We start from the raw sequence: 25,507 nt of genomic DNA on the forward strand, positions 1-25,507 counted from the left end.
CATTGATGAGAGCTAAGTATGTGTTTAATTAAAACCTGAAATTGCTATTACAAATAATTTTCACAGCTCTAGAGAATAGTGCTTTGTGACAACGGGGGATATATGGATATCGAAGTTTCGCGCCAGGTTGCGGTAGTTGAAGCAACTAGTGGAGATGTCGTCGTAGTTAAGCCTGACGGCAGCGCAAGAAAGATTTCAGTTGGCGATATCATCCGTGAAAATGAGATCGTGATTACGGGCAACAAGTCAGAGCTTGTATTAGGCGTTCAGAATGATTCGATACCGGTTGGAGAGAATTGTGTTGGCTGTGTTGATGAGACTGCCGCATGGGTAGACGCTCCAATCGCCGGTGAGGTTAATTTTGATTTACAGCAAGCAGACGCAGAAACCTTCACCGAAGACGATCTTGCTGTTATTCAAGAAGCCATTTTAGGTGGTGCCGATCCGACTCAAATTTTAGAGGCAACAGCTGCTGGTGGCGGACAAGGTTCTGCAAACGCTGGCTTTGTGACGATAGATTATAACTACACAGAAACTCATCCATCGACATTCTTTGAGACCGCTGGTCTAGCAGAACAAACCGTTGATGAAGACAGAGAAGAATTTAGGTCAATTACTCGTTCATCCGGTGGTCAATCAATCAGTGAAACACTGACTGAAGGCTCCATATCTGGCAATACCTATCCCCAATCTATAACAACTACCGAAACGATCATTGCTGGTAGTTTAGCTCTCGCCCCTGACTCTTTCATTCCAGAAACGCTATCCCTCGCTTCACTGCTTAGTGAATTAAACAGCGACATTACGTCAAGTGGTTTGCCCGTCACCTTCACGTATGACGCGGTGACCAATTCTATCGTTGGTGTCCAAGGCTCCGATACAGTTTTAAGCATCGATATTGATGCCGTCAGTGTTGGTAATAACATTGAGCTTTCTCTAACCACAACGATTTCCCAGCCGATTGATCATGTACCGTCGGTTGGCGGTGGTCAGGTTTCTTACACTGGCGATCAAATAGATATTGCCTTTGATATTCAAGGTGAAGACACCGCTGGGAACCCGCTAGCAACACCCGTTAACGCACAAGTTTCAGTGTTTGACGGGATAGATCCGTCTGTTGAAAGTGTCAATATCACTAACGTTGAAACTAGCAGCGCGGCAATCGAAGGGACGTTCTCAAATATTGGTAGTGATAACCTTCAATCAGCCGTATTTGATGCAAGTGCACTGGACCAGTTTGATGGGTTGCTCAGTGATAATCAAAACACGCTTGCGAGACTTTCTGATGATGGAACAACGATTACTCTGTCCATCCAAGGTCGAGGTGAGGTTGTTCTCACTATCTCTCTAGATACCGGTGGCACCTATAAATTCGAGCAGTCTAATCCAATAGAACAAGTGGGTACCGATTCACTGACGTTCGCTTTGCCAATCACGATTACCGATTTTGACCAAGATGTTGTAACCAATACGATCAACATTGCCATTACTGATGGCGATAGCCCTGTTATCACTAATGTTGACAGTATTGATGTTGATGAAGCGGGTATTGTTGGCGGCTCACAAGAGGGCACGGCGCCAGTGTCTGGCACTGGCAGTATCACCGCGGACATTTTTGAAAGTGACATCATTGACCATTATGAACTTGAACCTGCAGAATTTAATACTGGTGGCAGCTTGGTTTCAAATGGCGAGGCCGTGCTACTTGAGTTGATTGATGAAACCAACGGTGTAAGAACTTACGAAGGTTATGTTGAGGTCAATGGTTCGAGAATTACGGTCTTTGACGTTAAAATTGATAGCCCTTCATTGGGCAACTATGAGTTTAATCTTTATGAAGAACTTTCTCATCAAGGCGCTGAAGATGCGCTGCTAACTTTTGCATTGCCAATTTATGCGGTGGATGCGGATGGAGATCGTTCTGCACTATCTGGCGGTTCAAGTACACCAGAAGCCGCTGAGATCCTAGTCAATGTAAATGATGATGTTGTTGAATTAGTCGATAATGTTGTTTCTGTCGATGAACCGACTTTGGCTGGTGATACGGTTGTTTCGTACAACCTATTTAATTTTGAAGGCGCTGATGGCTCAGCCATTCAGTCATTTAATTATGACGGTGTTGATTACTCACTCGATCAAAGCCTGCTCCCCGATGCTACCCAGACTTTCAGTTTTACTGAAGGTGTCGTCACTATCTCATTAAACGGTGACTTCAGTTTTGAAGTCGCTCGTGATATCGACCACTCAAGCAGTGAAACTATCGTCAAACAGTTCTCATTTTTAGCCGAAGATGGTGATGGGGATACTGATAGTTCGACGCTTGAGTTAAGTATTACCGATGGCCAAGATCCGATCATTGATTTGATCCCGCCTGTGACTATCTCTGAAACCAACCTTAATGACGGCTCTGCTCCCAGCGGAAGTACAGTTAGCGCAACCGAGACGATTACCTTTACCGCAGGCAGCGACGATGTAGCAAGTTTCCGTATTGAACCAACAGAGTTTAATGTGGGCGGTGCACTTAAATCGAATGGATTTGCGGTTGAGATAAAAGAAGATTCGGCTAATCCGGGTACTTACATTGGCTTTATTACCAACGGTTCGGGCGCTGAAATCCCAGTGTTTACGATTGCTTTCTCTACGAGCACATTGGGTGAATACACCTTTACTCTGCTTGAAGCGTTAGACCATGTAGATGGTTTAGATAAGAACGATCTGAGCTTTGATCTGCCTGTTTATGCGGTCGATACGGACGGCGATGATTCACTGGTGTCTCAGCTTAACGTCACGATTGGTGATGATGTCCAAATCATGCGAGACGGTACGTTAGATATTGTTGAACCAAATCTTGCAGACGGCACAATCACAACTAACACCATTGATGTGATGCCAAATCAGAGTGCTGATGGCGCGACGATCACTCAGTTCACCTATGACGGTCAACTAAGAACACTTGATCAGAATGACACTGGTGAGCAGCAGTTTAGCTTCACGGAAGGTAAGCTTTATATCACCCTTGAAGGTGAAGTGCGCTTTGAACCAAATCGTAATTTAGACCACTCGGTAAGCGAAGACATCGTGAAGTCGATTGTGGTGACTTCAAGTGATTTTGATAATGACGCTCTGACTTCAACCGTTACGCTGACGATTACTGATGGTGATAACCCGACGATTGATGTTATTCCAAGTGTTACGCTTTCTGAAACTAACCTGAGCGATGGCTCTGCTCCAAGTGGCAGCGCGGTAAGCTCGACTCAAACTATTACTTTTACCAATCAAAGTGATGATGTGGTTCGTTTCCGTATTGAGCCAACGGAGTTCAATACTAACGATGATCTTAAATCGAACGGTTTAGCCGTTGAGTTACGTGAAGATCCGGCAGGGTCGGGTGACTACATTGGTTTTACGACCAGTGCGACGAATGTAGAAACCACGGTATTTACGCTTAGCTTCTCTAGCACTACATTAGGTGAATATACTTTTACTCTGCTTGAGGCTTTGGATCATCAAGATGCCCGAGGCAACAACGATCTCAGTTTTGAACTGCCTGTTTATGCGGTAGACAGTGATGGTGATGATTCAATAATGTCACCGTTAAGTGTGACCATCGGCGATGATGTTCAAATCATGCAAGATAGTACGTTAGATATCGTCGAGCCAAATCTTGCCGATGGCACTGTGACAACTAACACCATTGATGTGGTGCCAAATCAAAGTGCCGATGGCGCGACGCTCACTCAATTCACTTATGATGGTCAGCTTCGAACGCTTGACCAAAATGATAATGGCGAGCAGCAGTTTAGCTTCACGGAAGGTGAGTTGTTCATCACGCTTCAAGGTGAAGTGCGCTTTGAGCCTAATCGTAATCTAGATCATACGCTGAGCGAAGACATCGTGAAATCGATTGTGGTGACGTCTAGCGATTCCGATAACGATGTGTTGACCTCAACCGTCACTCTGACCATTACCGATGGTGATATCCCAACCATTGATAATGTGCCAACAGTGAGCTTGTCAGAAACAAGTCTGAGTGATGGCTCTGCACCAAGTGGCAGCGCGGTTAGCTCAACTCAAACCATCACTTACACCACTCAAAGTGATGATGTAACCAACTTCCGTATTGAACCGACTGAGTTTAATGTTGGTGGTGCTCTGAAATCGAACGGATTGGCTGTCGAACTGAAAGCTGACCCAACTACACCGGGTGGCTACATCGGTTTTGTGACTGATGGTTCGAACGTTGAAACTAACGTGTTCACGATTAGCTTCTCGGATACCAATTTAGGTCAATACACCTTCACCTTGCTTGAAGCGTTGGATCATGCGGATAGCCTTGCAAATAACGATCTGAGCTTTGATCTGCCAGTCTACGCCGTCGATAGTGATGGCGATGATTCACTTGTGTCTCAGTTAAATGTAACCATCGGTGATGATGTTCAAATCATGCAGGATGGTACGTTAGATATCACTGAGCCAAATCTTGCAGACGGCACAATCACAACCAATACCATTGATGTGATGCCAGAGCAAAGCGCAGATGGTGCGACAATCACTCAGTTTACGTATGACGGTCAAGTTCGCACTCTGGATCAAACTGACAATGGTGAGCAGCAATTTAGCTTCACAGAAGGTGAGTTATTTATCACTCTTGAAGGTGAAGTTCGCTTCGAGCCAAACCGCAATCTAGACCACACGGCTAGCGAAGACATCGTTAGGTCGATTGTGGTGACCTCAAGCGATTCAGACAATGACGTACTGACTTCAACTGTTACTCTGACTATTACAGATGGTGATATCCCAACCATTGATGCGGTGCCAAACGTTACCTTATCTGAAACCAACCTTTCAGATGGTTCTTTACCAAGTGGCAGTGCAGTCAGTCAAACTGAGACGATTACCTTCACCAATCAAAGCGACGATGTGGCGAGTTTCCGTATTGAGCCAACCGAGTTTAATGTGGGCGGTGCACTGAAATCGAACGGTTTTGCGGTTGAGATAAAAGAAGATTCGGCTAATCCGGGTACTTACATTGGCTTTATTACCAACGGTTCGGGCGCTGAAATCCCAGTGTTTACGATTGCTTTCTCTACGAGCACATTGGGTGAATACACCTTTACTCTGCTTGAAGCGTTAGACCATGTAGATGGTTTAGATAAGAACGATCTGAGCTTTGATCTGCCTATTTATGCGGTTGATACGGACGGCGACGATTCATTGGTGTCTCAGCTTAATGTGACTATCGGTGATGATGTTCAAATCATGCAAGACGGTACGTTAGATATCACCGAGCCAAATCTTGCTGACGGTACAATCACAACCAACACCATTGATGTAATGCCAAATCAAAGTGCTGATGGCGCGACGATCACTCAGTTCACTTATGACGGTGTCGTAAACACACTGGATCAAAGTATTTCAGGAGAACAGCAGTTCAGCTTCACAGAAGGCGAACTGTTTATCACCCTTGAAGGTGAAGTGCGCTTTGAGCCTAATCACGATCTAGACCACTCAGTGAGTGAAGATATCGTGAAGTCGATTGTCGTGACTTCAAGCGACTTCGATAACGATCCGGTGACTTCAACCATTACGCTGACGATCACTGATGGTGATAACCCGACGATTGATGTTATTCCAAGTGTTACGCTTTCTGAAATTAACCTGAGCGATGGCTCTGCTCCAAGTGGCAGCGCGGTAAGCTCGACTCAAACTATTACTTTTACCAATCAAAGTGATGATGTGGTTCGTTTCCGTATTGAGCCAACGGAGTTCAATACTAACGATGATCTTAAATCGAACGGTTTAGCTGTTGAGTTACGTGAAGACCCGGCAGGGTCGGGTGACTACATTGGTTTTACGACCAGTGCGACGAACGTAGAAACTCCAGTATTCACATTAAGCTTTAATTCTGGATCATTAGGTGAATACACGTTCACACTCATCGAAGCGTTGGACCACCAAGATGCCCGTGGCAACAACGACCTCAGTTTTGATTTACCTGTTTACGCGGTAGATAGTGATGGCGATGATTCACTGGTGTCTCCGTTAAACGTCACTATCGGTGATGATGTTCAAATCATGCAAGATAGTACGTTAGATATCGTCGAGCCAACCGTCGCAGATTTGGCCGCTGGCATTGTGACAACTAACACCATTGATGTGATGCCAAATCAAAGTGCCGATGGCGCGACGATCACTCAATTCACTTATGATGGCCAGTTTCGAACACTTGACCAAAATGATAATGGCGAGCAGCAGTTTAGCTTCACAGAAGGTGAACTGTTCATCACGCTTCAAGGTGATGTGCGCTTTGAGCCTAATCGTAATCTAGACCACACACTGAACGAAGACATCGTGAAATCGATCGTGGTGACGTCTAGTGACTCCGATAACGATGTGCTGACCTCAACCGTCACGTTGACCATTACCGATGGTGATATCCCAACCATTGATAATGTTCCAACTGTGAACTTGTCGGAAAAAAATCTGAGTGATGGCTCTGCACCAAGTGGCAGCGCGGTGAGCTCAACTCAAACTATTACTTACACCACTCAAAGTGATGATGTGACAAGCTTCCGTATTGAACCAACGGAGTTCAATGTTGTTGGCGCTTTGACATCAAATGGATTGGCCGTCGAACTGAAAGCTGACCCAACCACACCGGGTGGTTACATCGGTTTTGTTACGGATGGCTCGAACGTTGAAACCAACGTGTTCACGATTAGCTTCCCAGATACCAATTTAGGTCAATACACCTTCACTTTACTGGAAGCATTAGACCATGCGGATGGCCTTGCAAATAACGATCTGAGCTTTGATCTGCCAGTCTACGCCGTCGACAGTGATGGCGATGATTCATTGGTTTCTCAACTTAACGTAACCATTGGTGACGATGTTCAAATCATGCAAGGTGGTACGTTAGATATCACTGAGCCAAATCTTGCAGATGGCACAATCACAACCAACACCATCGATGTGATGCCAGAGCAAAGCGCTGACGGCGCGACGATCACTCAGTTTACTTATGACGGGCAAGTTCGAACACTTGATCAATCTGACAACGGTGAGCAGCAATTTAGCTTCCCTGAAGGCGAGTTGTTCATCACTCTTCAAGGTGACGTGCGCTTCGAACCTAATCGTAATTTGGACCACACGGCTAGCGAGGACATCGTGAAGTCGATTGTGGTGACCTCAAGCGATTTAGACAACGATGTACTGACTTCCACAGTGATGCTGACGATTACTGATGGCGATATCCCAACGATTGATGCGGTACCAAGTGTTACGCTTTCGGAATCTAATTTAGCCGATGGCTCTGCGCCAAGCGGAAGTACAGTAAGTCAAACTGAGACGATTACTTTCACGAACCAAAGTGATGACGTGGCGAATTTCCGCATTGAGCCTACAGAGTTCAATGTCGGCGGAGCACTGAAATCGAATGGATTTGCGGTTGAGATAAAAGAAGACTCTGCTAATCCGGGTACTTACATTGGCTTTATTACCGATGGTTCGAACACTGAAATCCCAGTTTTCACTATTAGTTTCTCGGCAACCACACTTGGTGAATACACCTTTACTCTGCTTGAAGCGTTAGACCATGCAGATGGCCAAACGAATAACGATCTGAGCTTCGATCTGCCTGTTTATGCGGTTGATACAGACGGCGATGATTCACTGGTGTCTCAGCTTAATGTGACCATTGGTGATGATGTTCAAATCATGCAAGACGGTACCTTAGATATCATCGAGCCAAATCTGGCTGATGGAACAATCACAACCAGCACCATTGATGTGATGCCAAACCAAAGTGCTGATGGCGCGACTATCACCCAGTTTACTTATGATGGTCAGTTACGAACACTTGATCAGAATGACACCGGTGAGCAGCAATTCAGTTTCACGGAAGGTGAATTGTTTATCACCCTTGAAGGTGAAGTGCGCTTTGAGCCAAACCGCGACCTAGACCATTCCGTTAGCGAAGACATCGTGAAGTCGATAGTAGTGACTTCAAGTGATTTCGATAACGACGCTCTGACTTCAACCGTAACGCTGACGATTACGGATGGTGATAACCCTACGATCGACGTCATTCCAAGCGTTACCCTTTCTGAAACTAACCTGAGCGATGGCTCTGCTCCGAGTGGCAGCGCGGTAAGCTCGACTCAAACCATCACGTTTACCAATCAAAGTGATGATGTGGTTCGTTTCCGTATTGAGTCAACTGAGTTCAATACTAACGACGATCTTAAATCGAACGGTTTAGCCGTTGAGTTACGTGAAGAGCCGGCGGGGTCGGGTGACTACATTGGTTTTACTACTAGTGCGACGAATGTCGAAACCACGGTATTTACGCTGAGTTTTTCTAGCACCACATTAGGTGAATATACCTTCACTTTGCTTGAAGCGTTGGACCACCAAGATGCCCGTGGCAACAACGACCTCAGTTTTGAACTGCCTGTTTATGCGGTAGACAGTGATGACGATGATTCACTGATGTCTCCGTTAAATGTCACTATCGGTGATGATGTTCAAATCATGCAAGATAGTACGTTAGATATCGTCGAGCCAACTGTCGCAGATTTGGCCGCTGGCATTGTGACAACTAACACCATTGATGTGATGCCAAATCAAAGTGCCGATGGCGCGACGATCACTCAATTCACTTATGATGGCCAACTTCGAACACTTGACCAAAATGACAATGGCGAACAACAGTTTAGCTTCACGGAAGGTGAACTATTCATCACTCTTGAAGGTGAAGTGCGCTTTGAGCCTAATCGTAATCTAGACCACACGCTGAACGAAGACATCGTGAAATCGATCGTGGTGACGTCTAGTGACTCCGATAACGATGTGCTGAACTCAACCGTCACGTTGACCATTACCGATGGTGATATCCCAACCATTGATAATGTGCCAACAGTGAACTTGTCGGAAACAAATCTGAGTGATGGCTCTGCACCAAGCGGCAGCGCGGTGAGTTCAACTCAAACTATTACTTACACCACTCAAAGTGATGATGTGACAAGTTTCCGTATTGAACCGACGGAGTTCAATGTTGGTGGCGCTTTGACATCAAATGGATTGGCCGTCGAACTGAAAGCTGACCCAACCACACCGGGTGGTTACATCGGTTTTGTGACTGATGGTTCGAACGTTGAAACTAACGTGTTCACGATTAGCTTTTCAGATACCAATTTAGGCCAGTACACCTTCACCTTACTTGAAGCGTTAGACCATGTTGATGGCTTGGCAAATAATGTTCTGAGCTTTGATCTGCCTGTTTATGCAGTTGATAGCGATGGCGACGATTCACTGGTGTCTCAGTTAAATGTAACCATCGGTGATGATGTTCAAATCATGCAAGGTGGTACGTTAGATATCACTGAGCCAAATCTTGCAGACGGCACAATTACAACCAATACCATCGATGTGATGCCAGAGCAAAGCGCCGATGGTGCGACGATCACTCAGTTCACTTATGACGGTCAAGTTCGAACACTGGATCAAACGGACACAGGTGAGCAGCAATTTAGCTTCACAGAAGGTGAGTTGTTCATCACGCTTGAAGGTGAAGTTCGCTTCGAACCTAATCGTAATTTGGACCACACGGCTAGCGAGGACATCGTGAAGTCGATTGTGGTGACCTCAAGCGATTTAGACAACGATGTACTGACTTCCACAGTGATGCTGACGATTACTGATGGCGATATCCCAACGATTGATGCGGTACCAAGTGTTACGCTTTCGGAATCTAATTTAGCCGATGGCTCTGCGCCAAGCGGAAGTACAGTAAGTCAAACTGAGACGATTACTTTCACGAACCAAAGTGATGATGTGGCGAGTTTCCGTATTGAACCTACTGAATTCAATGTCGGCGGTGCACTGAAATCGAATGGTTTTGCGGTTGAGATAAAAGAAGACTCTGCTAATCCGGGTACTTACATCGGCTTTATTACCAATGGTTCGGGCACTGAAGTTCCAGTGTTCACGATTGCTTTCTCTACGAGTACGTTGGGTGAATACACCTTTACTCTGCTTGAAGCGTTAGACCATGCGGATGGTTTAGATAAGAACGATCTGAGTTTTGATCTGCCTGTTTATGCGGTTGATACGGACGGCGACGATTCACTGGTGTCTCAGCTGAATGTGACCATCGGTGATGATGTTCAAATCATGCAAGATGGTACGTTAGATATTATCGAGCCAAATCTTGCAGACGGCACAATCACAACCAACACCATTGATGTGATGCCAAACCAAAGTGCTGATGGTGCGACGATCACTCAGTTTACTTATGACGGTCAGCTAAGAACGCTTGATCAAAATGACACTGGTGAACAGCAGTTCAGCTTCACAGAAGGCGAGTTGTTTATCACCCTTGAAGGTGAAGTGCGCTTTGAACCTAATCGCGATCTAGACCATTCCGTTAGCGAAGACATCGTGAAGTCGATAGTAGTGACTTCAAGCGACTTCGATAACGATCCGGTGACTTCAGCCATTACGCTGACCATTACTGATGGTGATAATCCGACTATCGATTCGGTACCGAGCGTTGTACTTGAAGAAGCTGATTTAACTGATGGCTCATCGCCAAGTGGCAGCGCGGTTAGTCAAACGGAAACCATCACTTTCACTAATCAAAGTGACGATGTTGAGAAATTCCGTTTAGAACCAAGTGAATTTAATACTAACAACGCGCTCAAGTCCGATGGCTTGATCATTGAGATTCGAGAGGAACCAACAGGATCAGGCAATTATATTGGTTTCACGACCGATATTTCGAATGTCGAAACCACTGTGTTTACACTCGATTTCAGCAGTACTACTTTGGGTGAGTACACCTTCACGCTTCTGGAAGCGATTGACCACACGCCTGTTCAAGGCAATAACGATCTAACATTCAACTTGCCAGTCTACGCGGTTGATAGCGACGGTGATGATTCGCTAATGTCGCCACTGGCTGTAACTATCACTGATGATATTCAAGTGATGGTTAATGACTCTCTCACAATTGAAGAGCCAACGGTTGCAGATTTGGCAGCAGGTACTCCGACGACAGCTTCCGTTAATGTACTTGATGAAGAAGGTGCTGATGGCACGACCATTACTCAGTTCACTTATGATGGTGGGGCGGTATTAACGCTTGATCAAAACGATACAGGTGAGCAGAAGTTCGTGGTTGCTGATGGGGCATTATATATCACTCTGCAAGGCGATATTCGTTTCGAACCAAGTCGTAACCTTGACCATACTGGTGGCGATATCGTGAAGTCGATAGTCGTAACTTCAAGTGATTCCGATAGCGATCTTGTGTCTTCAACGGTAACGCTAACCATTACTGATGGCGATATCCCAACTATTGACACGGTGCCAAGCGTTACTCTGTCAGAAACGAATCTGAGCGACGGATCTGCTCCGAATGCAAGTGCGGTAAGTTCAACTCAAACCATTACCTTTACTAACCAAAGTGATGACGTGACGAGTTTCCGTATTGAACCGACTGATTTTAATGTTGGTGGTGCTCTGAAATCGAACGGATTGGCGGTCGAACTGAAAGCTGACCCAACTACACCGGGTGGCTACATCGGTTTTGTGACTGATGGTTCGAACGTTGAAACTAACGTGTTTACGATTAGCTTCTCGGATACCAATTTAGGTCAATACACCTTCACCCTGCTTGAAGCGTTGGATCATGTAGATGGCTTAGTGAAGAATGATCTGACTTTTGATCTTCCTGTTTATGCGGTTGATAGCGATGGTGATGATTCACTGGTGTCTCAACTGAATGTGACCATTGGTGATGATGTACAGGTCATGCAAAACCAAGTGCTTAATATTATTGAGCCAACGGTTGCTGATTTGGCTGCAGGTACTCCGACGACAGCCACTGTTGATGTGATGCCTAGCCAAAGTGCCGATGGCGCGACAATCACTCAGTTTACTTACGATGGCGGGGCGGCAATAACACTCGACCAAAACGACACCGGTGAACAGAAGTTTGTCTTTGCTGAGGGTTCACTGTTCATCACCTTGCAAGGTGAAGTGCGTTTCGAGCCAAATCGCAATCTAAACCACACAGCGAGCGAAGACATCGTTAAGTCGATTGTGGTGACTTCAAGCGATTTAGATAACGATGTACTGACGTCAACGGTCACTCTGACTATTACTGATGGTGATATCCCAACCATTGATGCAGTGCCAAGCGTTACTCTGTCTGAAACTAATCTTAGTGACGGCTCAGCGCCAAGCGGCAGTGCTGTAAGTCAAACAGAGACGATTACCTTCACCAATCAAAGTGATGATGTGGCGAGTTTCCGTATTGAGCCAACAGAGTTCAATGTGGGCGGTGCACTGAAATCGAATGGATTTGCGGTTGAGATAAAAGAAGATTCGGCTAATCCGGGTACTTATATCGGTTTTATTACCGATGGTTCGAATACTGAAGTTCCTGTATTCACGATTGCTTTCTCTACAAGTACGTTGGGCGAATACACCTTCACCTTACTTGAAGCGCTAGACCATGCAGATGGCCTAGATAAGAACGATCTGAGTTTTGATCTTCCTGTTTATGCGGTAGACAGTGATGGCGATGATTCACTGGTGTCTCAACTCAATGTGACCATTGGTGATGATGTTCAAATCATGCAAGACGGTACGTTAGATATCACTGAGCCAAATCTTGCAGACGGAACAATCACAACCAACACCATTGATGTGATGCCAAATCAGAGTGCCGATGGTGCGACGATCACTGAATTCTCATTTGGCGGTATTGTCAAAACACTCGATCAAAGCATCGTAGGTGAGCAGCAGTTTAGTTTCACCGAAGGTGAGCTATTCATCACTCTTCAAGGTCAAGTGCGCTTTGAACCAAATCGTGACCTTGACCACTCTGCCAGCGAAGACATCGTGAAGTCGATAGTGGTTACTTCAAGTGATTTTGATAACGATCCTGTGACTTCAACCGTTACGCTGACCATTACCGATGGTGATATTCCAACTATCGATGCGGTACCAAGCGTTACGCTCTCAGAAACAAACCTAGCTGATGGTTCTGCACCAAATGCTGGCGCGGTCAGCTCAACACAGACGATTACTTTCACCAACCAAAGTGATGATGTGGTTCGCTTCCGTCTGGAACCAACCGAGTTCAATACTAACGATGCACTTAAATCGAATGGCTTAGCGGTCGAACTGCGCGAAGAACCTCAAGGCTCTGGTCAGTACATTGGCTTTACCACCAGTTCGTCTAATGTTGAGACAACAGTATTTACGTTGGACTTTAACTCCGGAACCTTAGGTGAATACACATTTACTTTAATCGAAGCTCTGGATCATCAAGATGCGCGTGGCAACAACGATTTAAGCTTTAATCTACCTGTGTATGCGGTGGATAGTGATGGCGATGACTCGTTAGTCTCTCAGCTTGGCGTGACCATTGGCGACGACGTGCAGTTGATGCAAGACGGCACAATCACCAGTCGTGAACCTGCAACAAGTGTAGAAACATCGAATACCTTTGATGTGATGCCAAACCAAAGCGCTGATGGAGCCAAAGTCACTTCATTTGTTTTTGACGGCAATACTGCAGAAAGCCTTGATTTAAATGTGAATGGTGAACAAGAGTTCGTCTTCACGGAAGGTTCGGTATTCATTACGACGGAAGGTGAGATACGTTTCGAACCGGTGCGCAATCAAAACCATGCTGCTGGTGACATTACTAAGTCTATTGAGGTGACGTCTGTTGACCTCGATGGCGATATTGTCACATCGACAGTGACACTGAAGATTGTTGATGGTGACCTTCCTACTATCGACCTTGTTCCCGGAATTACGTTATCTGAAGTGGATCTGGCCGATGGCTCTGTGCCAACCGGTAATCCAGTGACAATGACACAAACCATTACCTATACAGCGGGTAGTGACGACGTAAGCCATTTCAGAATTGACCCTACGCAGTTCAATACTTCAGGGGCTTTGAAATCGAACGGTCTAGATGTCGAAATAAAAGAGCAACCAGCTAATTCTGGTAATTACATTGGCTTCGTTAAAGATGGCTCTAACGTAGAAACCAACGTCTTCACGATCAGCTTTTCGACGAGCAATTTAGGGCAATACACGTTCACACTGCTTGAGGCATTAGATCATGTCGATGGATTACAAAACAATATACTAAGCTTCGATGTCCCTGTGTTAGCGGTTGATGCGGATGGTGATGATTCTGCAATGTCGCCAATGACGGTTGCGATTACCGATGACGTACAAGGTGTTCAAGATGGTACATTGAGTATCACTGAGCCTTCATTAGCTGATTTGGCATCGGGTACGCCACCAACGACGCCAATCATTGATGTTATGCCAACGCAGAGTGCTGATGGCGCGAAAGTGACACAGTTTACTTACGATGGTGGCACAGCTGTAACGTTAGACCCAAGCATCTCTACAGAACAAGTCTTTACCGTAACAGATGGCTTGCTGTACATCACTATTGAAGGGGAAGTTCGTTTTGAACCGAGCCGAGATCTAGACCATTCATCTGGCGACATTGTAAGAACGATTGTCGTCACCACCAGTGATTTTGATAACGATACAGATACCGCGGATGTCACTTTGACGATTAAAGACGGTATCAATCCCGTTATCAATGTGGTTCCAGATGTTAACTTATCGGAAGTCAACCTAGCGGATGGCTCTACGCCAACTGGTTCTCCGGTAAGTTCGACTCACACAATCACTTACACCGAAGGAAGTGATGATTTTAGTCACTTTAGAATTGCGACCAACGAATTCAATCCTGGCGATCTGTTGAAATCAAGTGGTCTTGTTGTTCAACTAAAAGAAGATCCAGCTTCTGCTGGCGATTACATTGGTTATACCGATGATGGTATGGGTAACGTTACCGATGTATTTACCATTAGCTTTGATAGTGCAAACAAAGCTCAGTTTACATTTACCTTGATAGAGGCACTCGACCATCTTGATGGCGTGCTCAACAACGACCTTACTTTCCGCTTACCTATCTATGCTGTTGATACAGATGATTCTGAATCAACGAAGCGCGATGTGGTGGTTACGATAGAAGATGACCTCCAGCAAATGCAAGATGGCTTCTTAACCATTACCGAACCAAGTTCTGGTACTCCAACAACAACTACCGTTGATGTGATGCCAATACCAAGTGCAGACGGCGCGAACATTACGCAGTTTACGTACGACGGTGGCTCTCCAATTACTCTGAATCAAAGCATTAGCGGTGAACAAGAGTTTGTTTTCACGGAAGGTTCACTGTTTGTGACATTAGATGGTGATGTGAGGTTTGAGCCAAATCGAAACCTTGATCACTCTGCAGGGAACATTGTTAAGTCAATCGTGTTCACGTCTTCAGACTTTGATAACGATATCTTTTCGTCGACGGTTACGCTCACCATTGTTGATGGTGATGGGCCAACAATCGACGTTGTGCCGGGTGTGGCATTGTCAGAAAGCTTACTTGCTGATGGTTCGACGCCTAGCGTAACCCCTGTGAGTATGACTCAAACCATTACTTCACTTGCAAGCAGTGATGATATTGCTGAAATAGTGGTGGAAGTAGGGTTGTTCAATACCAACGGCGCGTTGAAGTCTGATGGCCTTGAATTGAGTTTACGTGAAGATCCAGCTGGTTCAGGCGACTATATTGCATTTACTACTAATGGTTCAGGTGTTGAGAAAGTAATCTTCACTCTGGATTTTGATGACACGAATCCGAGCCAATATACATTTACTCTGCTTGAACGTTTAGATCATGTTGATGGTTTAGGAAACAACGATCTGAGCTTTGATCTTTCTGTTTACGCGGAAGATACTGATGGTGATATTTCAGCGTCTAAACCACTGACTGTCACCATCAGCGATGATGTTCAGCTGATGCAGTCAGGTGCGCTCAACATTACTGAGCCAACCACGGGAACACCAACCACAACGACATTTGATGTGATGCCTGCGCAAAGTGCAGATGGCGCGACAATCACTAAGTTTGTGTATGACAATCAAGCTGAAACAGCCTTGGTACAAACCGACACGGGTGAGCAAGAATTTGTGTTCACTGAAGGTTCCTTGTTTATCAATCTCGAAGGGGATGTACGTTTTGAACCTAACCGCAATCTAGACCACTCTAGTGGCGATATCGTCAAGACCATTACGGTGACATCTGAAGATAAAGACGGCGATATCGTGACGTCTACAGTGACGTTAACTATTGCCGATGGCGCGCCACCAACTATCGACACCGTACCGACTGTCGCGTTGGCTGAAGCAAATCTGATTGATGGTTCTTCACCGGGTTTACCTGTTAGCCAAACTGAAACCATTACTTTCACAGCAGGAAGTGATGATGTGAGCCACTTCCGTATTGATCCGGCTCAATTCAACACATCAGGCGATCTGAAAGCGGATGGTTTGGTGGTTCAGTTAAAAGAAGATCCCCTAAACAGCGATCATTATATTGGTTACGTTGAAAGCGGCGGTGTTCAAACGGATATCTTCACCATCACGTTTAGCAGCGTAGTTCTAGGAGAGTACACATTCACCTTGTTGGAAGAGTTAGATCACCTGCCTGTACAAGGTAACAATGATCAAATCTTCACCTTGCCAGTGATCGCAGTCGACAAAGACAACACTGATTCAGTGATGAAACCCCTTACCGTGACCATTACCGATGATGTTCCAACCATTACTGACACCACTGTCGCGAGTACGTTTGTGGTTGATGAAGATGATTTGGGCGCTCTGGCACAAGCGACAGGTTCGTTTGTTACCACAGAAGGTGCAGACCAAGTCGAGGTATACGAACTACGTAATATATCAACGTTGGAAGCAACGCTATCGTCGGGCAGTGAAGGTATTAAGATCGCTGAGATCACAGGTGCTGCTAACACGACCACCTACCAAGGCGTAACTGACCCAAGTGGAACACCAATCTTCACATTAGTGCTGACTGATGATGGTGCTTACACGTTTACCTTGCTTGGCCCTCTCAATCACGCTACTACACCGAGTAACCTCGATACACTCACAATACCGTTTGATGTTGTTGCTGTTGATGGTGATGGCGACGATTCTAACCAATATGTATTACCAATCGAGGTGATCGATGATGCGCCTGTAATGACGGCGCCGACGGGTGAAACGGTTGTTGATGAAGACGATCTTACTGGTATTGGTTCCGATCAATCTGAAGATACCATTATCAATGGACTGTTCACTGTTGATGAAGGTGTGGATGGCGTTGTGCTGTATGAGCTGGTTGATGAAGATTTGGTTCTGACGGGCTTAACCTCTGATGGAGAAAGCTTAGAGTGGCTAGCTGTTTCACAAAACGGCACAACATTTACTTACGTTGCTCAAACTGCAACGAGTAATGAAGCGGTGTTCGAGATTATTTTCGATACCTCGGATAATAGCTACCAATTTGAATTGTTTAAACCACTTAAACACCCTGATGGTGCAGATGAAAATGCGATTGACCTTAATTTCTCTGTTGTTGCAGAAGATTTTGATCAAGACCAATCAAACGCGATCGATTTAAAAATCACGGTTACTGATGATGTTCCGTTGGTGACAACTCAATCGATTACTCGTCTTGAAGGGCAGGGTTACAACAACTCTAAAGTCGACATGTTTGCTAATGCGACGGATGTGGGGGCTGATGGTGCGGTACTGAGTCGAATTGAGGGTATCTCAAATAATGGTGCAGATATTGTTTTCCAAAGAGGTAATGCGACTGATTACAGTGACGCATTAAATCTTCAAAGCGGAAGTCGAATTATCCGCGTTTATGAGCAAACCGATGATGGCAATGGTGGTACTCAGGAAAGGCAGCTTGGTACTTTACGCATCAACTCAAATGGTGAGGTTGAATTCAAAGCTAACGGCTATCTCGATCATGACGGCCTAGACACTATCGACTTCTCGATTAACGTGATTGCGACAGATGGCGATTTAGACACCTCTGAAACACCGTTAGATATTACGATTACTGATAGGGATTCTACAAGAATTGCGCTGAAAGTGACGACCTTCGAGGATGCGGGTAGAGACTCAACCATACCTTACGCAACAGGCGATGAGCCGACTCTTGAGAATGTTCAAGATAACCAAAATGGCTTGCCTAATGCACCAGCTCAAGTTGCGCTGCAAGTTAGCCTGTATGACCAAGATAACGCTGAATCTATTGGCCAGTTGACGATTAAAAGCCCGAACGGAGGTGATAGTCATCAAGGTACTTTTTATTACTTTGATGGTGCTGACTACATAGAATTAGTGCCTGAGTCAAATGGGAGCATTATATTTGGCTCTCCTGAACTCGAACAAAGCTTCGCTCCAAACCCGAGTGAACCAAGACAAACTATCGCGACGATAGACAACCTGTTCTTTGTTCCAGACCAACACGCTAGTTCGGATGAAACTGGTGGGCGAGTTCGTTATGAGCTTGAAATTGAGAAAAATGGCACTACGGAGCACACCATTAACTCAAACTTCAGAATCGAGATTGAAGCGGTAGCGGATATTGCGACTTGGGATGATTCCAACAGCACGTATCAGTATCAAGTCAACGAAGATGAAGACAATGTCACGTTGCAGCTGAACGCAGAGTCGCAAGATAACAGTAATACTGAGACGATTACTTATGAACTTGAAGCAGTTCAAGGCGACGGGAAGTTTGAGTTACTTGATCAAAATGGCAATGTGTTAACGCCCGTTAATGGTGTTTATATCATCGCATCTGCTGATATCAATAGCACCGTAGTTAACCCTATTGATAACTTCTCAGGGCAGATTGAGTTCAAAGCGACGGCAATTACGGAAGAGACGCTTAACCCATACGATGATTCAGCCAACGGTGGAGCAAACGATAAGACGACGGCTCGTTCTGTGGAACAAAGTATTGTTATTGATGTGACCGCAGATGCGGACCCTGGCACATTCAGTGTTAGTCGAATTCAGATCAACGAAGACAATATCGATGATCCAGATTACGTCGGGCCTTTGGACAATAAAGACGCGTTCACGTTAGACGAAGTCATCACCATGACAGGGTCGGTCGATTCTGACAGTTCTGAAGAACTGTTTGTGCGCATCAGTAATGTTACGGAAGGAGCTGTGCTTTACTTCTTAGGCACCACGACAGTCGTTCCGACCATCACGATCAATGGTGTGGATTATCAAGAAATCGCGTATTCCGATTTGGCTAACGTTGAGGTTGTTCCAACCAAACACAGTAATGTCGATTTCACCTTCGATGTTACGGGAGTGGTCAAAGATACGGCAAATCTATCCACGGGCGCCCAAATCGATGAGGAGATACTAGGAACTAAAACCGTCAACGTTGAAGTCAAAGGCGTTGCCGATACTCCTTATGGTGGAACGAATGGCACGGCTTGGAGTGCAATTACAGATGGCACTACATCTGGTGTTCAAACCACGATTCAAGAGAGCCAAAATGGTGATACCTTTGCTGAGCTTGATTTCACCGTGTTGTCGGGAGAGAGAAGACCAGATACTGGCACTACACCATTAGCTGACGATGGGTCAGAATCAATAACCGTTATTCTATCGGGTATACCCGATGGGGTTGTTCTAGAAGACGGTGACGGTACAGTGATTGACCTTAACTTTGTCGGTTATGAAACCGGACCGGGCGGTAGTCCTGACTTATCCAAACCTATCTACGAAGCGAACATTACTGAGGCGGGTAAAACTTCAGGCATTCGCATCAGACCTGTCGACTCTTCAACCGAGAATATTCACATTCAAGGTAAAGTGATTGTGACTGAGAACGATGGTCACACGCTTACGTTTGATCAAGAAATTCGAGTGCTTGTTATACCTCGAATCGACACATCAGCAACTTATGTCAATACGACTAACGGTGATGAAGATACGGCTATCAATATTGATTGGCACCCTGAAGGCACGGATTACATTGATGACGATGAGCATTTCACTAAGATAACTATTAATGGAATACCACTGGGTGTTACTGCAGTAGTCAACGGTGATGTGACCGTTGATGACTCAACCCCAGGAACATTGATTATAACGCCTAAAGATGCTTCCCAAACTCCTGAACAATTTACTCAAATTGCATTAGCTAATAACTTCATTCAAATGACGCCTCCGGCTGATTCTAGTGCAGATTTTACGTTGACCACCGAACTTAAAATGGAAGAGCGAGATCATGAGTATACGTCTAGCGGCCTAGAGGATGAAGATGGTGGTTATGTCGAAGCCGATCCAGATATAACCGGAATCATTAACGTTCAAGTACGACCTGTGGTTGAACCTGGAGATGCCGACAACAAGATTGTCGTTTCAAACGAAGATGGCTCTGGAGATCTCACTACGATTACGGCTGATGCTAATGGTGTCATTAAATTTACAACTAACAGTGATAACCAAACGACTGATACTAACGGAGACGAAATCTGGGACGGTGAATACGTCGTCCGATACCAAGAAACGGATTTAAGCACAGTAGAAGAGCAAGTCGACGAAGTGATTGTTCAGTTGACTAACACCGACGGAAGCGCGTTATCTGATGATATCTTAGGGCAACTTTTAGTAACTGGCGCCTCTTACGAAGGCGGTGGCCGTTGGGTTGTGACCAATGAAGATGCCTTTAGCGTCAGTGCGCCCAATGGATTAGATTTCACCCCTGCCAATGATGCGGATGATGTCGCTACTGATTTCAATGATATCAAGATGACAATTTTCACTTTGGTATCAGATCCTGGTGACGCTAACAATGAAACGTCCGCCCAAGTGCAACGCACCGGAGAGGTAACGCTTTCTTATCCTGAGGTGCTGACGGCACCTGACAAAGTTGCTGCAGATATTGCGATTGTGCCAGACAGTGTTATCGACGCCGTTGAGGATACTCAGCTTGATCTCGGCGCGGCACTCAACGGCATTTTGAGCTTGACGGGTCGCGATGATTCTACTGACCAAGTGACGGTGATCATTGATGGTACTCTGGTCATTGATGCTACAACATCATTCCCAATTAGCCTGTCGGGAACAAGTGATGTTGACTTTGTGAATGGGAAATATGTTTACGAGACGACTGTCGAACAGGGCGTAGCCGTCGATTCATCGGGTTTGTTATTGAATCTGCCACCAAACTACTCTGGTGACTTTAGATTACCACTAACAATCGTCACCAAAGACACGCTCTCTGGTGATGAGAAGACCTTAGTGACTGAAGTTATCATCAAAGTCGCACCAGATGCTGAGACGGATCCAACGATTGAGGTGAATGTCGTGGGTTCGCTTGATGATGCCTTTAATCCTGTTGATACCGACGGTCAAGCTGGGCAAGATCCGGTGGGTTACGAAGACACTTATATTCAGCTCGACTTCAATTCGACCATTTCGGATCAGGTTTCCGGCGTCGAAGGCGGCCAAGAAGCGTTTACGTCCATTACTTTAACGTTGGACGACCCTTCTATAGGTGCATTCTATGACAACACGGGTACTTCATTAGGTACATCTGTTACGTTTAATCAGGCTGAAATAGCAGCGGGTGCACTCGATAACGTGCTCTTTAGGGCAATCGAAAATTACCCAACGGGTAATGATATTAACCAAGTGCAGGTTAATGTCAGCGGTACAGTCACAGATACCGCAACCTATAATGATCCTGCTTCTCCTGCGGGTACGGCAACAGACTCAGATACTTTCTCTACGAGTGTCAGCTTTGAAGTCGTTCCTGTGGTCGATGAAGTGTCTGTCACTGGACCGGGTAGCGATCCGGATGTTATCGAGATTACAGGTAACGAAGACCAACTTATTTCCTTGTCAGGTACGGGGCCTGTATCGATTGCACTGACTGACCTTGATGGTTCAGAACAGTTTGTGTCGATTAAGTTTACCGATGTCCCTGATGGCTTCCAAATGCGTGCAGATGCAGACTCGACATATACCGTGAAAAATAATGGTAATGGAGAGTGGAGTGTTCAACTGCCTCAAGCTTCGGGGTTGTCATTCGATTTAAGTGAGATTTCGATCTTGCCGCCTAAAAACTTCAGTGGTACTGCTGAGTTTGGTGTGGAAGTCTTCACTCAAGAATCGTTGCTGGGTGTGCCTACTGCGGCGGCAAACTTGCCAAGCTTCAAACTGCATGTGGTACCTGTTGGTGATGATGTTGATACTAACCCGACTGATTCTGTGACAGGTAATGAAGGCCAAAACATTGATATCGAAATCAATGCGACTATTTTGGATAAAGAATTGTCTGCAACAGGAAGCGGGACGTATACCGAGAATGCGCCCGAAACGCTTCGAGTTGAAGTGGCGGGTGTTCCTCAAGATGCTTCTATTTTCTATCCAGATGGCACGACATTGGCTAGCTACGATCCGGCGACACAGCTTTGGACACTTGATGTTCCTGCACAGTCGCTCGATAAGATCGTATTCAATTCTGGAGAACATAATAGTGATACAGGCAATGTACTGGGTATCAATGGTCCACTGCAGATTACGGTACGTTCTGTAGATACTGATGCTGATAATACAGAGTACCTAGGTACGCCAACCAGCTTCGATGTCGATCTGGTGATTGATCCTATTAACGATCAACCGATCTTTGTGAACGTAACGAATATTGAAACATCGGAAGACATCAGTGTTGCCATCGATAACTTTAGTATCTACGACGTCGACGCTAACTTTGACAACCCAGATGCGCCGTATGTTCTTACGTTGCAAGTGGATCAAACACTGCCGGGAGCGCAAGGCGTGTTTGAGTTTACCAGCTCACCTGACGTGACGTTTGTATTGCAGCCAGACGGCTCATTGGTGATTACTGGTAAAGAAGCCGACATCAATACCGCATTGACTAATGGAGCAGTGACATTCAAACCCGACCCAGACCAGAACTACCTCAACCAGAGTGGTTTAGTCACAATCAATGCGACCCTCGATGATGGTGGTAATAACGGTCTGATTGACGCAGGTGATCCGAATACCGGTCAAACCAATCAAGCTACCTTCACTATTAAGGTGACGGAAGTGAATGATGCTCCTGTGGCGACTAATGTTGATTTAGGTTCGATTGCGGAAGATGGTCAAATCGTGATTGTTGAAGGTGACTTGATTGCAGCGAGTTCTGATCTAGAAAACCATAACCTCACGGTAACCGGCGTAACTCTTACTCAAGGGCAAGGTCAGCTAACGCGCTTTGAAAATGCTGGTGGTGCTGATGACGCTGGGATTACGGGGCCATTCTGGATATTCATTGCAGATAATGATTTCAACGGCGACGTTAAATTCAATTACTCCATTATCGATGATGGTACAACCAATGGTGCGGATGATTTTAAAACCGATAGCGCTGAAATCAGCCTTGTGGTGACAGAAGTCAACGACCAGCCAGTGGCATCGGACATTGATTTGGGCACCATGCTTGAAGAAGGTCAGCTGGTCATTAAAGAGGAAGACCTGATTTCCGCAACCACTGATCCGGAAAACGACACGATTACTGTGAACAGTTTGGTGCTCGATCAAGGTCAGGGCCAATTACAACGCTTTGAGAACGTGGGCGGTGCTGATGATGCTACGATCACTGGCCCGTACTGGGTATTTACCGCAGCCAACGAATACAACGGTGATGTTAAGTTCACTTATACCGTTGAGGACGATGGTACAACCAACGGCACTGATGATTTCTTAACAGATACCGGCGAAATTAGCGTTGTGGTAACGGAAGTGAATGATCAGCCAGTGGCAACGGATATCGACTTAGGAAACATCCTTGAAGAAGGGCAGTTGATCATTAAAGAGGGCGACTTAATTACAGCGACGAGCGATCCGGAAAACGACACGATTACCGTGACTAATCTGGTGCTCGATGAAGGCCAAGGCCAATTACAGCGCTTCGAGAACGTCGGTGGCGCTGATGACGCTATGATTACTGGCCCGTACTGGATCTTTACGGCGGCTGATGAATACAACGGTAACGTTAAGTTCACCTATACCGTCGAGGATGATGGTACAACCAACGGCGCTAATGATTTCCTAACGGATACTGCAGAGATCACAGCGATTGTCGACGGAGTGAACGATACGCCTGTTGTTAATGGTGACAGTGTCACTACGATTGTTGACGAGGATGCTGGTCAGCTATTGAGTGGTATCAATGTCAGTGACCCAGATTATGTGGATGCATTTTCTAATGACTTGATGACAGTCACGCTGACAGTGGATTACGGTACATTGAACGTATCACTTCCGGCAGTGACGACAGTGATGGTCAACGGCAACAACACTGGTTCGGTTATCTTAGTTGGTACTTTGAGTGACCTGAATGCGCTGATTGATACGCCAACCAGTCCAAACGGTGTCTACCTCGATGCGAGCTTGTCTCCAACCAATAGCATTGGCTTAGAAGTAATCGCCAAAGACAGCGGTAACCCTTCTGGTATCGCGATTGAAACTGCACCAGTGGTTTATAATATCGCAGTGACACCAGTCGCTAATGCGCCAACCTTGTCTATTGATCCGGCATTTAACTATGTGAGAAACATTACGACCAGCTCATCTGTGGTCGCTAATAGTGGAGTCGCTTTAGTTGGAATTGTCGCTGCATTGACGGACATTACTGAAGAGTTAACGTTGAAGATCAGTGATGTTCCGGATGGTGTTGATGTAACCAGTGATGTGGGTACGGTTTCGTTGGTGGGTGATACTTGGATAGCGACCGCTGATGCGATCGATAGTCTCAGACTCGTCGAGCAGTCATCATTAGGCAAGCCGTTAACCCCGGGTAATTACACCTTGAAAGTTGAGGCGCTATCTGAAGAGGTGGACAACAACGATATTGCGATATCTCAAAACATCGATCTGAATCTCAATATTGTTGCCAATCCAATAGATCTCGATCTGTCTTCTGAAACAGACGATGTGCAACTTTTAGCGAGTAACTTTGATACTAACCTCACTGGCGGAACTGGAAATGATCGACTTGTAGGTGGAGCGGGTGACGATACGCTGGTTGGCGGTGACGGTAACGACACACTCATTGGTGGCGGCGGTTCCGATATTCTAACCGGTGGCAATGGTATGGATTCGTTTGTATGGCTCAATATTGAAGATGGCGTTGAAGACACCATTACCGATTTCAGCCTGTCTGAAGGAGACCAAATCGATCTACGAGAAGTATTACCTGAGTTGAAGAATACATCTCCAGACATGTCTGCATTGCTACAACAGATAGACGCGAAAGTGGAAGGGGATGATATTGAACTAACGATCAACCCTGATGGTTTAGGCACTACGGAACAGGTGATTGTGGTTGAAGACCTTGCGCCACAACTAACCTTAAGTGGCACCATGCCGTCAGACATTCTGGATGCGTTAGTGCAACAAAATGTCATCACTCACGGTTAACGCCAAATTGGAGGCTAGCTATTAGAATCTAACGATTAAACTAAAAGCGAACCATTTAACCATAACGAAAGAGGCCAGCATT

1 protein-coding gene is annotated in these 25,507 nt (G+C 45.6%); it reads left to right on the forward strand.

Annotated elements, in window-relative coordinates; all coding sequences use genetic code 11:
* Positions 1–102 precede the first annotated feature (102 nt).
* Positions 103–25,425, forward strand: a complete 25,323-nt coding sequence (locus AACU28_RS15025; protein WP_121603147.1) for a retention module-containing protein — start codon at positions 103–105, stop codon at positions 25,423–25,425.
* Positions 25,426–25,507 lie beyond the last annotated feature (82 nt).

The organism is Vibrio sp. SBT000027, from assembly GCF_963894355.1.
Lineage (GTDB): Bacteria > Pseudomonadota > Gammaproteobacteria > Enterobacterales > Vibrionaceae > Vibrio > Vibrio splendidus.

Coding starts and splice junctions, on each gene's coding strand:
- AACU28_RS15025 (WP_121603147.1), top strand. CDS start 103: ATGGATATCGAAGTTTCGCGCCAGGTTGCGGTAGTTGAAGCAACTAGT.